The sequence below is a fragment of the Flagellimonas sp. CMM7 genome (assembly GCF_021390195.1).
Classification (GTDB): Bacteria; Bacteroidota; Bacteroidia; order Flavobacteriales; family Flavobacteriaceae; genus Flagellimonas.
Genome location: NZ_CP090003.1, coordinates 462,365 through 475,337, shown reverse-complemented (window position 1 = coordinate 475,337; position 12,973 = coordinate 462,365). Strand labels below are relative to the sequence as shown.

The 12,973-nt window shown below is 43.6% G+C and carries 9 protein-coding genes; 8 read left to right on the top strand and 1 reads right to left on the bottom strand.

What is annotated here, in order from left to right; translation table 11 throughout:
• Positions 1–8 precede the first annotated feature (8 nt).
• The 8 genes from LV704_RS02295 to LV704_RS02260 all read left to right on the top strand — a co-directional run bounded on the left by LV704_RS02295 (position 9) and on the right by LV704_RS02260 (position 11,390).
• Complete coding sequence (locus LV704_RS02295; RefSeq protein ID WP_163423708.1) at positions 9–1,481, top strand: RagB/SusD family nutrient uptake outer membrane protein; 1,473 nt, start codon at positions 9–11, stop codon at positions 1,479–1,481.
• A gap of 25 nt (positions 1,482–1,506) precedes the next feature.
• On the top strand, positions 1,507–2,655 hold the full coding sequence (locus LV704_RS02290; protein ID WP_163423709.1) for a hypothetical protein: 1,149 nt from the start codon (positions 1,507–1,509) through the stop codon (positions 2,653–2,655).
• Positions 2,656–2,737: 82 nt separating this feature from the next.
• Positions 2,738–3,913, top strand: coding sequence for a pyridoxal phosphate-dependent aminotransferase (locus LV704_RS02285; protein WP_163423710.1), 1,176 nt, complete (start codon positions 2,738–2,740; stop codon positions 3,911–3,913).
• A gap of 4 nt (positions 3,914–3,917) precedes the next feature.
• On the top strand, positions 3,918–5,135 hold the full coding sequence (locus LV704_RS02280; protein WP_163423711.1) for a dicarboxylate/amino acid:cation symporter: 1,218 nt from the start codon (positions 3,918–3,920) through the stop codon (positions 5,133–5,135).
• 12 nt (positions 5,136–5,147) lie between these two features.
• A complete protein-coding gene (locus tag LV704_RS02275) occupies positions 5,148–6,719 on the top strand; it encodes a hypothetical protein (RefSeq protein WP_163423712.1) in 1,572 nt (523 codons plus the stop codon).
• Positions 6,720–6,772: 53 nt separating this feature from the next.
• Entirely contained in the window at positions 6,773–9,664 is a 2,892-nt protein-coding gene (locus LV704_RS02270) for a sialidase family protein (protein WP_163423713.1), read from the top strand.
• A 5-nt stretch (positions 9,665–9,669) separates the two neighbouring features.
• On the top strand, positions 9,670–10,011 hold the full coding sequence (locus tag LV704_RS02265) for a RidA family protein (protein ID WP_205597910.1): 342 nt from the start codon (positions 9,670–9,672) through the stop codon (positions 10,009–10,011).
• Positions 10,012–10,484: 473 nt separating this feature from the next.
• Complete coding sequence (locus LV704_RS02260; protein ID WP_233782123.1) at positions 10,485–11,390, top strand: hypothetical protein; 906 nt, start codon at positions 10,485–10,487, stop codon at positions 11,388–11,390.
• Between the two features lie 62 nt (positions 11,391–11,452).
• Here the strand turns inward: LV704_RS02260 and mqo are convergent, their stop codons facing one another.
• The gene (gene mqo, locus LV704_RS02255; RefSeq protein WP_163423714.1) at positions 11,453–12,925 is read right to left on the bottom strand and encodes a malate dehydrogenase (quinone); all 1,473 of its coding nucleotides are present in this window, start codon (positions 12,923–12,925) and stop codon (positions 11,453–11,455) included.
• Positions 12,926–12,973: the final 48 nt, after the last annotated feature.

The window sequence follows — 12,973 nt, the reverse complement described above, 5'->3', positions numbered from 1 at the left end:
GCAGAACAATGAAAACGATATTTAAATACAAAGCTATATTCTTAATATCAGCTCTAGTACTATTGGGCTGTGATGACTATTTAGATGTAGAGCCAGAAACCGCCGTAGCCTCATCAAGTGTTTTTGAGACCCAAGAAGGTATTCTCATAGCATTGAACGGCGCATACACTTTCCTAAAACTAAAAGGGATCTATGGAACTGATTTTGCAGTAATAGGTGATGCCGCTTCTGATAATGGAAAGATTCCATCGGATAGGGAATCGGCAGGGGCAAATTCAGATAGGCTTCCACATGCCTATTTATTGAACCTCAACGCAAGTACCACTACGCTGCTTTGGCAAGACGCCTATATTTTGATCAATAATGTGAACGCCATTTTAGAAAATATAGACAAGCCTTCTGATATCACCGATGATGTAAAAGCACAAGTAATGGCAGAGGCCAAAGTTATAAGGGCGTATGCCCATTTCTGTCTGGTTCAGCTGTTTGCACAAGATTTTAATGCAACCAGTGATCAGTCGCACCCTGGCGTTCCAATAGTGACAGAAACAGGTATCGATAACAAACCGACCCGTAATTCAGTAGGTGAAGTATTCGATTTCATTTTTTCTGAAATGGATGAGGCCATAGCTATCTTGCAAAATGGAAACGTAATTTCCAGAGAAGGCGAACGCTTTTATTTTTTGGATTATTTTTCGAGCTTGAGCCTACGTGCCAAAATGCATTTCTATGTCACCGATTACGCTGCTGCCCTCTCAGATGCCAATACCGTTATCAACCAAGGAGGTTATAGCCTTATTGAAAATTATACCACCGGCTTTTACGAATCTGCAGGACTTGGGCAATTGGAGTTCATCAATGAATGGGCAGGTCCGGCAATAGTTCAGCAAGAGAGTATTTTTCAGGTTTATGTCAATGAAGCTGGTGCGGCTACCACTACGAACAGATCCATCATTGACATCTACACTTCTAACAACGGTAATGCTGCCCATGCCATTCCGAACGATCTTTTTAATCTATATGAAGCAGGGGATATCAGGCTTAACTGGTATAAAATTGAAAATACCGACCAACATGTCTTTAAGTATCCCGGAGAGTTTGGTGCCGCACCCGACGACACTCCTTTCTCCGTCATACGGCTTACCGAATTGGTTTTGATGAAAGCCGAAATCGAGGCAAGAAACGGGCAGGAAACATTGGCACGCAACCTGGTCAATCAAATTACGGCAAGGGCAAATGCCTCTGCCATAGTTTCTTCGGGAGATCAATTGATAGAAGATATCATAACCGAAAGAAGAAAAGAGCTTGCTTATGAAGGCAATAGATTATTTGACCTTAAAAGATTGCAAAGAGGTTTTACCAGAAACGATTGTTCTGCAGAAATCTGTACCATCACCTATCCTTCAGACCTATATGCGTGGCCCATACCGCAAGCAGAACTCAATGGCAATCCTAATCTGAATCAAAATGAGGGATATTAAAACAACGTATTTAAAATTTACTACAATGGACACTATTAAAATAGCCAAATCAAAATATGACCATCTTGGGTTGCTTGTAGCCGTTCTACTCTTTTTGGTAGTATTTATATCATGTGATAATGACGATGTAAACGAGGTATTTCCTAAAAACCAATTTTTTGCGGCCATACCTTTGAGTGCAAGTACTGTCGAGATTTTTGAAGATGAATCCGATGGGGTCTTTGTCCCCGTATCCATTGGAAACACACTAACGGAATCAGGTACATTAACATTCGAAATATCCTCTGGTGCCGTATATGGACAAGATTATACCACAGTGCCAGATGGTTCCTCAGGTTCCATCGAAGTATCGGTCAGTACCGGCCAAAACACGGTCTCGTTACAGATCATTCCATTAAAGACAGAAGCTGTCGATACCAAAACCGTTACGCTCAATTTAACAGAAGCTTCTGGTGGGTTATTGTTGGGCACAGAAACAGTTCCCTACACGCTTACCATAGCAGACCAAACCTTAAATCTGGAAACCATCGCATACACAAGTTTTGAAGAACCCTTAGCAGGAACCATCAATAATTACGCTGCACAAGACGGTGTTGAACAAATAAATGTATTGGATGATGGTGAAGGGAATAGATTAAACGCAGTAGATTATGTTTCAGTAGGCGGAGAAATGGGTTTTGACATGTCTTATATACCTGGAGAAGAGGGTGGTGAAGACGATGGTCTGTTTTTTGGTGTGACCAATGTCGTGAATGAACCTGATGAATGGAATATTGGATTTTTTAAAGATAGCGCACAAGCGTATGTAACCTCTGATGCCGATGGGCTTGCAGAAATTGTATTTGACGAAGTTACCATTCCTGCTGGGGTCGAGTTTTTAAAAATAAGACTTTCAACATACTTTGTTGATGCCAGTTGGGAAACAAGTGATGAGTTCGATGTGTTCTGGAGAACAGCGGATGGTGACGAGCTCCTTCTGTCCTTCAGATCTAATGAAGTTGATGAGTTAATGACAGACGCACCTGATGGCACGGGCAATATCATTATTGATGACTGGTTTACTTTTGATGCTTTTGTTTCCAATATTAAAACTGGTAGTCTTGTCATTCAAATCGGGACAAATAGTGGTTCCGAATTAGCATTTATAGATGCCATAGAAATAGGAATAAAATAGAACGATTAGCAATTATTTGAGTTAGTTATTTTAAGAGGACAAACGGTGGCCATCATCCACCGTTTGTCTTTAAAAGAAGAATATGGTCTTATCAAAAAGAGTTTTAAATTCAGCAACGTCAGCTACAGTTCGCATAGCGGACAAAGCCCAGTCTATTCGAGAAAATGGTGATAAAGTTTTTGATTTTTCAGCAGGAAGGGCCTTTGAGCACACCCCAAAATATGTGCTCGATGCTGCCATTGAGGCAATGCGAAATGGAGAAACCCACCAAACTATGGCCAAGGGCACGACCGCTTATCGGGCAGCCTGTGCTATAAAGTTAAAAAGGGAAAACGCCATTGAGGCCAACCCGGAAACAGAGATTGTGGCGACTATGGGCTGCAAACAAGGTCTTACGGTCTCATTGTTGACTATTCTCAATCCAGGTGACGAGGTCATTGTGGAAGACCCCTGTTTTGTAAGTTACCAACAGACCATCAACTATCTGGGTGGTGTACCGGTCGCCGTACCGCTCTTGCCTGAAAACAAGTTTCGATGGAAGCGCGAACAGCTTGAAAAGGCCATCACGTCCAAAACCAAGGCCATTATTTTCTGCACTCCTCACAATCCGACAGGGGTGGTACATACCTTGGAAGATTTGGAAGAAATAGCGTATGTCGCCAAAAAACACAATTTGGTGGTCATTACCGACGAACCCTATGAAAGGACCGTATGGGGAGGTAAAAAACACCTCAACCTTGCCACCCTTCAAGGTATGGACAAACACACCATCACCTTGATGAGCCTCACCAAAAGCTTCTCCATGGGCGGTTGGCGATTGGGTTTTGCCTATGCCAATCCTGAAAAGATAAGACAGATGTCCAAATTACAGCAACACCTGATAACCTGTGTGAATTCTTTTGCGCAGGCCGGTGGCATAGCCGCCTATTCGCAACCTCCAAAAGATGAAGTATTGGACTATTGGCTTGAATGGGAAAAAAAGGTGGTCTATTTCACAGAAGAAATCGATAAAATTGAAGGCCTTAGTTGCTATACTCCGGAGGGTGGTTTTTATGCTTGGGTAGATATTTCTGCTACCGGCATTTCATCAGATGAGTTCTGCGACAGACTGCTGGAAGAACAACAAGTGGCCATTATCCCAGGGGCATCCTTTGGACAAATGGGTGAAAACTATGTCCGCATCAATTGCGTAAAATCTTGGGAAGAAATTGAAGGTGGCTTAAAAGGACTTACCAATTTCGTAGAATCATTACCTTGATCCTATGATAAAAAGATATTTTAAAATTCCGTTTGCCACCAGGGTCTTGATTTGGATGCTCGCTGGATCTATACTGGGTCTTTTTTTGGGCGAAAGCATCCTATTTATAAAACCCTTGGGCATTGGTTTTTTGAACCTGCTCATCATGGCGGCCATTCCACTGGTATTTTTCAATCTTCTATCAGGAATCACAGCATTGGGCGATGTCAAATCCTTCGGAAAGATTGGTGGCAAGGTCTTGATATGGTACGCTTTTTCTACCCTGATGGCGATAGTCATCGGTATAATGGCCATGAAAATTTCAAAAGCGGGTGAAGGCATGACCCTAACGAGCGAGGTGAACAACAACATTGGTGAAATCCCTAATATTGGTGATTTACTGTTGAGCATGGTCCCCACCAACATCTTTAAATCCTTTGCCGAGGGCAACCTTATTCAAATTGTGGTCTTTGCCGTATTGTTGGGCATTGTCACCCTAAAACTGCCCATTGCCCAAAAACAGCCCATTGCCAAAGGTTATGATACTCTGGCCAACCTCATGCGAAAACTGGTGGAGTACATTTTATTGCTTTCCCCACTTTGTCTCGGGGCATTAATGGCGGCCACCTTTGGCGAATTTGGAGCCCAAATCATTGGGGCGCTTAGTAAATTTATCGCCACCATTTACGTGGCCCAAGTGCTGATGGTCATTATTTATATGGTATTGCTCAAAACCATTGGCAGAGTGTCCATAACATGGTTTTTGAAAAAAACAAAGGAGCTTTATGCCACTACCGTGGCCACCTGTAGCAGTCTGGCAAGCTTGGCCGTTGCACTTGATATTGCCGAAACCAGAATGCAACTGCCCAAAAAAGTCTATTCCTTTACGCTGCCCATGGGTGCACAGTTCAATAAGGACGGCACCTCCATAATGCTAGCAGGAATACTGATTTTTACTGCACAGGCAGCAGGCCTAAATTTTAGCTTTGCAGAATTGGTACAAGTAGTACTCATTGGCCTGTTGGTGGTCGAAGGCTCATCGGGCATCCCCGGTGGCGGTCTGGTCACGGCCATGCTTTTTGCCAAGGCCTTTAACCTACCGTTGGAAATTGTGGCCATTGTTGGCGGCATCTATCGCTTGATAGATATGGGCAACACCACTGTGAACTGTATGGGCGATATGGTGGCCACCACCATCGTATCCAAATTTGAAACCAACTGGAAACCTGAAACATCAAATTAAAAAATAACTGTCATGAAATACATCGTAGTCCTATTATTACTGATCCCAACCTTGCTTTTGGCACAAGAAACCAATAATGCGGGCACCAAGGAAGACCGTGAGGCTCTTTTTGATTACATCATTGAAAAAACAAAAATCAGGGAAGCATGGTCGCCCATAAAAAATGAAAAACTGAATTTTGACCCTCTAGCGGATATGCTGGCCTTAAAAGAGGAATTCATCAATGCCGATACCGATGAAAAACTATTTTATGCCATACAAAAAATAAGTGCCGCCAGAAGGGACAAACACCTTGGTGTAAGACCTGTTGATGATGGACTGGTATTGCCTGAGATAAACAGGGGCACGGCACCCGTGCGCTTCTTTCCGGATTTTAGTGATAAGAACAAGCCCTTTTTATTTGTTTCCGATTTGGGAAAAACCATTGGTGAACACGCAAAAAGAACACCAAAGATTGGCGACCAGCTTATCTCGGTAAATGGAGAAGCTATTGCCGATTACCTAAAACGGGTAAGGCAGTATTCCAGATATTCCACCAACGAAAATTTCATCATCAGGGCAGGGTATGACCTTACCCGTAAAAACAATAATCTGCCCCCATCTTTTTTTAAAGAAGACCTGACACTTACCCTAAAACCAAAAAGAGGAAGAACCTACACCCTTATCTTGCCCTATCTGGAAGATGTCTCATGGCAGTACGGTAGGGTGTTCGATACCTATGCGGGATACGAACAGGTAACCGATTTTGAATACGAAAGCTTTAAACTCTACAAACCTACCAATGCCGGCAACAAGACCTTGGTACTGTGGTGGTACGGATTTCGGGGCGATTTGCCCGAAGCCACCGATGCCCTTATTGCCTGGGCAGAGAAAAACAATGCCTTGGATTATGATTTGATTATCGATGCCATAGACAGTCGTGGCGGAAGTCAAGGCGCTTATGCCTTGGCAAGATTAAGTCCAAAACCGTTTAAAACCACGGGAGGTAACTTAAAACTGAGCGATATCACCTATCAGTTTGTTTCAGGCTACACCAACCGGTATTTGAGCAGAAAAGCCTTGATGGACCATGACAGCCGGGAAACTGAAGACGATGGCACTTGGGTCATCGAATGGTTGAACGGTCCCGTTTTAAAAGGACTGGCGGCCAACCAAGCCTACAGCAACAACACCCCTTTTAAATGTGCGCACTTGCCCTATTATTCCGATTGGATAATGCAGCCCGCCGAAAAACATTTTACGGGCAATATGGTGGTGTTTTTTGGGCCTTGGGGCGGTTCGCATTTAACCCAGTTTGCCGCCATGATACACGATAACAATTTGGGCCATACCATGGGCATGCCCGATGGTGGGTACAGCAATACTTGGGAATGGACAGAGGTATTGAAGTTTCCAACCACGGGAAAACCCGTCACCAGTTTTATGTGGGATATGGGGCATACCATTCGCCCCAACGGACAAATTGCCGAGGGAAATCCCGCCATGGTAGATGAGTACATTCCCGTGACCTGTGACAATTATTTGGAGTACAAAGCCCAATTGTTGCAAAAAGCAGAAGCCCATCTTAAAAAGAAGCCTAACTAATAATCAGACCTGTCAGGTTTCTGAAACCTGACAGGTCTTGAATACTTTATGCTATGCGATACCATTTCCTCCTCCTGTTCACCTGTACAAGCCTTTTATCATTGGCACAACAAAAGCCCTTGCAATACAAAAACATAGGTCCTTCAAGAGGCGGCAGGGTAACTGCGGTCTGTGGCGTTACCGATAGCACACAGGTGTATTATATGGGAGCTACGGGCGGCGGACTTTGGAAAACCACCGATGCCGGCCACCATTGGAAAAATATTTCGGACGGTTATTTCAAGAGTCCTTCCATTGGGGCCATTGCCGTGGACCAAAGCGACCCCAATACCGTTTATGCAGGTACTGGGTCCGATGGCCTACGTAGCAACGTTATTGTGGGCAAGGGCATTTATAAATCCATCGATGCCGGAAAAACATGGCAATTTTCAGGATTGGAAAATGCAGGACAAATAGGTGCCATCGAGATAGACCCGTCCAACAACCAAACCCTACTTTCGGCTGTTATTGGGCAACCTTTTAGAACATCGAAAGAAAGGGGCGTTTATAAATCCATCGATGGTGGAAAAACCTGGGAGCAAAAACTCTTCCTATCCGATAGTGTGGGTGCTGTGGATATTGAATTCGCCCCTAAAAACCCAAACATCGTATATGCGGCCATCTGGCGTGGTGAGCGCAAACCATGGACCATCATTAGTGGTGACACTACGGGCGGTATTTTTAAATCGAAAGATGGCGGTGAAAGCTGGAAAAGAATCAGCAAAGGGCTACCACAAGGGCTTATCGGTAAAATAGATTTTGCCGTAAGCGAGGCCCAACCCTCGTGGGTCTGGGCATTGGTACAAGCACCAACCGAAAAGGAAGGGCTCTATAAAAGTGAGGATTATGGCGAAACTTGGCAACACATTACTATGCCGGAAAAAGTACAGGAATCCATCATGTACCGTCCCTTTTACTTTACCAATCTGGATGCCAACCCTAAAGATGCCAACCAACTCTGGTCCGGCACCAAACTGTTCTGGACCACCAAAGATGGGGGCAAGACTTGGAATAAATTACCCGCCTATTCGCATGCAGACCATCATGATATGTGGATAAATCCTAACAACCCCCAATTAATGGTGGCCGGTAATGATGGCGGTGCTTCGGTAAGTATGGATGGCGGTAAGAATTGGACAAACCTGTTCAACCAAAGCACGGCAGAACTCTATTCCTGTTATGTGGATGACCAATACCCTTACTATCTGTATTCAGGGCAACAAGATAATTCTACCATTCGGGTGCCCAGTCGCCAGCCCCGTGGTGATGTGCTGTCTTCCAACGATGGCCATGGGCTATCTCAATTGCAGTATTGGGAATCGGTGGGCGGTTGCGAAACAGGGCCCGTGATACCCAAACCCGGAGACCCCAATACCGTTTATGCCAATTGCAAAGGGCAATTTGGGGTGTATCACCACCTTACCGGATTTCAGCAAAACTATTACGTGGGCGCAGAGAGCCTGTATGGCAACCATCCCGATGATATCACTTACAGGTTTCAACGCGTGGTGCCCATGGCAGTCTCACCCTTTGACCCCAACACCGTGTATTATGGGTCGCAATTTGTGCATAAAACCAGCGATGGCGGGGTAACGTGGCAGACCATTTCGCCAGACCTTACGGCCAACAAACCGGCATACCGCATGCGCAGTGGTGGCCCCATAGACGAAGATATTTCGGGCGAGGAATATTATAATGTACTCTATGCCATTGCACCATCGCCCTTAGAAGAACATACGATATGGGCCGGTTCCAATGACGGCTTGGTACATATCACACAAGATGGTGGCCAAATCTGGAAAAACGTAACGCCCAAAAACCTTCCCGAAGATGGCCGGGTTTCTAAAATACACGCCTCCAACCACAATGCAGGTAAAGCCTACCTCGTCGTGTATAGGGATTATCTGGGGGACGATGCCCCGTATCTCTATACCACATCCGATTATGGGGAGAACTGGGTGCTGGCCACCAAAGGCATCCCGGATGATTATCCCGTGCGTGTGGTCAGGGAAGACAGCGAACGCGAAGGCCTCTTGTTTGCCGGTACCGAATTTGGCATGTTCTTATCCTTTGATGATGGAGCCTCATGGCAACCCTTTCAAGAAAACCTTCCCATAGTACCTATTACCGATATGGCGATTTTTAGGGACAACCTTAACCTATCTACTTTGGGGCGTTCCTTTTGGATAATGGAAGATATGTCCGTATTGCGGGAATTTCAACCTGCCGATACCACAAAACTCCATGTTTTTCAACCTTCAAAAACCATTGGAGAGAACGTCAATCTGTATTTTACATCGGGAAAAACAACTAAAAATACCACTATTGAATTTATTTTTAAGAATGATGAAAACACCCTTATCCATCAAAAAATAGATACCCTGAAAAATTTCAAGACGAATACTTGGGGAGTTCAAAAAACCACTTGGGATTTAAGACACTACCTCAAAAGAAAAGGTGAAAAAGATTTTAAGGGCCCACGGGTTGCGCCTGGCAACTACACCGCAGAAATAACCATAGGTGGCAGTACATTTAAAAAACAGATTGAAGTACTGTTGCATCCCGAATTACAGGAAATTGGAACTACAATTGCCGACCTGAAGGAGCAAGAATCCCTATCGGTAAAAACCGCACAATTGCTCATTGCAGTACAGACCGAGCGCATGCAATTGGAAGAGGCACTGAAGACCGAAACTTCCAAACGAAAAAAAGAACAACTGAAAAAGAAATTGGCGTTTTTGATTAAGGGCAAGGAACGCTACGACCAACCAAAATTGGAAAACCATATTGCATATTTATATAGAATGATTGTAAGCGTACCCCAAAAGTTGGGAAAAGATGCTTTTGAACGGCACGAAGCCCTAAACGCAAGATTCCAACAACTAAAAACACAAAAAAAGCTCTAAACGGTATGCATATCATTGCCCATAAAGACCTTCTCAAAAGTAACGGACACTACAGCCAATGCATCGAACATAATGGGTTGCTGTACCTATCGGGCCAATTGCCCATTGACCCCAAGACCCGAGAAATCCCTGACACCATAGAAGCACAGACCGATTTGGCCTTAAACCATGTTGAGACTATTTTAAACGCGGCGGGCAGTACCAAAAATGACGTATTGCAAGCCCGTATCTACATCTCCAATATTGATTTATGGGATAAGGTAAACCAAAAGTACAGTGCCTTTTTCGGTGCACACAAGCCGTACGCTCCATTGTTCCAACCCGAGAGTTGCATTTTGGATGTTTGATAGAGATAGAAGTTATAGCGATTAGTTAAGTTTAGATTTGTCTTATATTAATAGCAATTGATAAAAAAACCAACATGAATTTCAAACCTATAGTTTTCTCAAAAGAGTGAAATTGTTTTTGAGTTGGATGTCATTTCGAAACCTTCCATTATTTTGATTGGCACCGTCAAAGGGAATAATACCCTGAGGCTTGCCTCGAAATTGAAAATTTGTTTCCAACGAATGGCTCGTTGGCTTGCCCCGAGGTAGTTTACCAACCTAAACCTAAGCACCTTTACCTCTAAAAGGTAACCTTCTTGGTTTTTATCAGTTTTACTGCCGACCGATTAACAAATAATGTCAACCATCGCAAAAAAGAAAAAATAATCAACACCCTATGGCTGAACTGACAGAACTGTTGACTATATTGGATTATGTTTTAAAATAGAGGCATTTCATGCTATTTTCTTAACTATTAGGATAAATTTCAGCGTATGTCAAAACAGGTGATTTGTTTTTTGGTGGTAATATTTATGGGTCTATACGCCCATTCCCAAAATTTCGGAAAGTTGCGGGTGGTCACCGATATCCCCTCCAGTTTGAAAGAAAGCTCCGGCATAACAATCTTTGACCAAAAATCAGCCTGGATGGTCGAGGACAGTGGCAACCACAACAAAATCTACAAAGTCGACTTCAAAGGAAAGATTGTCAAGGAGCTTACGGTGAAAGATGCCAAAAACCATGACTGGGAGGATTTGGCAAAGGACAAGAAGGAAAATCTCTATATAGGTGATTTTGGCAACAATCTCAATGGCCGCAAGAACCTGGTCATTTTTAAATTACCCAATCCCGAAGTTGAAAAAGGTGATAAAATAACTTCTGCCAAAATTGAGTTTGAATATCCGCAGCAAAAAAAATTCCCTCCCAAAAAATCAAAACGGTACTATGACACCGAGGCCTTTTTTCACTGGGGAAACTCCCTGTACATCATAACAAAAAACCGGACCCGACCTTATGATGGCAAGGCCATGATTTATAAAGTACCGGACAAAAAGGGGAAATACAAGGCCGAGCTGATATCGGAATGGTTTACTTGCAGCGATGGGGACACATGTTCGATTACCTCTGCGGATATTTCTTCGGACGGCAAGACCATTGCCGTATTGGGCTATGGACTTCTTTGGTTGATCACCGATTTTGAGTTCGATGATTTTTCAAGGGGAATATCCAAAAAATTGACCTGGGGATACATAGCCAACTCGAATCTGTCTGCTTTTTGGACGGTTCCACCTTACTGCTCTCCGATGAGCGGTCCAATCACCAAGGGGGAAATCTCTATCGTCTGGATATTGGGCAGCCCTAAAATTTCTTCATCCTATGTTAACCAAATAGAAACATAATATGCTTGCAGGTCCCGTCGACTCAAAATAGTATTGCCAGAAATTGGAACACCACTGAACGTTTAAAGCTGTAATACCTTTTCTGAGTTTTTCAGATGAGTGTTAAAAGATTCTTTGGAAAGAGGCTTGCCCCAGGAAGGTATCATACGTCCCATAACTTCCTGTCCTTTTTCTGAAGCTAAAACTCTTGGGAAGGCCTTCTCAATAACCTTCATCATTATTGGGACGGAGGTTGATGCACCGGGAGACGCACCCAATAAACAGGTTATCTTGCCGCATGTGCTACTGACAATTTCTGTTCCAAATTCCAACTGCCCCCCTTCAAATTCATCCTTTTTAATCGTCTGTACCCTTTTTCCGGCCACCAAAATCTCCCAATCTTCATTTCTGGCATCCTTCACAAATATGCGTAAGGCATTCATCCGGTCTTCAAAAGACATGGCCACCTGTTCAATAAGGTATCGTGTAAGCGGTAAATTATGCCAAAACACCCCCCACATTGAACGTAAATTTTTGCGTTTGATTGAATGTATCAAGTCTAAACTGCTGCCCTGCTTCAGGAATTTTGTTGTAAACCCTGCAAAAGGCCCAAACAACAATTCCCGTTTTCCGTTAATATAACGCGTATCTAGATGTGGCACGGACATGGGTGGGTCTCCTACACCGGCAAGACTGTATACCTTGGCATTGTGCTGTTGTATGACTTCTTCATTTTTGCAGACCAACCATTCGCCGCTGATTGGAAAGCCACCATAGCCATCTTTTTCGGGAATTTCAATCTTTTCCAACAACAATAGACTTCCGCCTCCCGCTCCGATAAAAACATGTTCCGCTTGCAAGCGACTTATCGCTTCGGTACTTACATTTTTTACTTTTACGCACCAGTCGGCACTACTGTTCACATCTACATCGACCACTTCTTTTCCGAACTGTACTTTGGTATTATACTGCGTTTTCAAGATATTGAAAAAGTGTTTGGTCAATGCCTCAAAATTCACCTCGGTACCCCTTTCAATCCTGGATGCGGCCATAGGCTCGTTCCCATCCCTTTTCTCCATAATCAAAGGAAACCACTCCTTCATTTTTTTGATATCCTTGGTGAACTCTATGGTATCGAACATGTAATGTTCTTTCATCACCTCGTACCTTTTTTCAAGATAATCGGCATTTTCCTTACCATAGACCCAACTATGGTGGGGCACTTTTGTGATGAAGGAAGAAGGGTCTTTGACCAGGTTTTCATTGACGAGAAAAGACCAAAACTGCTTTGATATTTCAAATTGCTCACAAATCTTGATGGCCTTGCTTATATCAACGTTTCCGTTTTTATCTTTTGGGGTGTAGTTTAATTCGCACAAAGCCGAATGCCCAGTACCTGCATTGTTCCAAGCGGCGGAACTCTCTTGGGCCACGTTATCTAAACGCTCCAATACCAGGACTTTTAGGCTAGGGTCGAGTGTTTTCAATAAAACGGACAGGGTAGCGCTCATAATTCCGCCGCCCACACATATAAGGTCATATTTCTTAATCTCCATAACCTATTAAGTTAATGCTTTTAAAGCGCTATCGCAATTTAATACCAT

Bases quoted from the DNA above. Each gene is read 5' to 3' on its own strand.
- LV704_RS02260 (WP_233782123.1), top strand. From the start codon at position 10,485: ATGTCAAAACAGGTGATTTGTTTTTTGGTGGTAATATTTATGGGTCTA.
- LV704_RS02280 (WP_163423711.1), top strand. From the start codon at position 3,918: ATGATAAAAAGATATTTTAAAATTCCGTTTGCCACCAGGGTCTTGATT.
- mqo (WP_163423714.1), bottom strand. From the start codon at position 12,925: ATGGAGATTAAGAAATATGACCTTATATGTGTGGGCGGCGGAATTATG.
- LV704_RS02265 (WP_205597910.1), top strand. From the start codon at position 9,670: ATGCATATCATTGCCCATAAAGACCTTCTCAAAAGTAACGGACACTAC.
- LV704_RS02290 (WP_163423709.1), top strand. From the start codon at position 1,507: ATGGACACTATTAAAATAGCCAAATCAAAATATGACCATCTTGGGTTG.
- LV704_RS02275 (WP_163423712.1), top strand. From the start codon at position 5,148: ATGAAATACATCGTAGTCCTATTATTACTGATCCCAACCTTGCTTTTG.
- LV704_RS02295 (WP_163423708.1), top strand. From the start codon at position 9: ATGAAAACGATATTTAAATACAAAGCTATATTCTTAATATCAGCTCTA.
- LV704_RS02270 (WP_163423713.1), top strand. From the start codon at position 6,773: ATGCGATACCATTTCCTCCTCCTGTTCACCTGTACAAGCCTTTTATCA.
- LV704_RS02285 (WP_163423710.1), top strand. From the start codon at position 2,738: ATGGTCTTATCAAAAAGAGTTTTAAATTCAGCAACGTCAGCTACAGTT.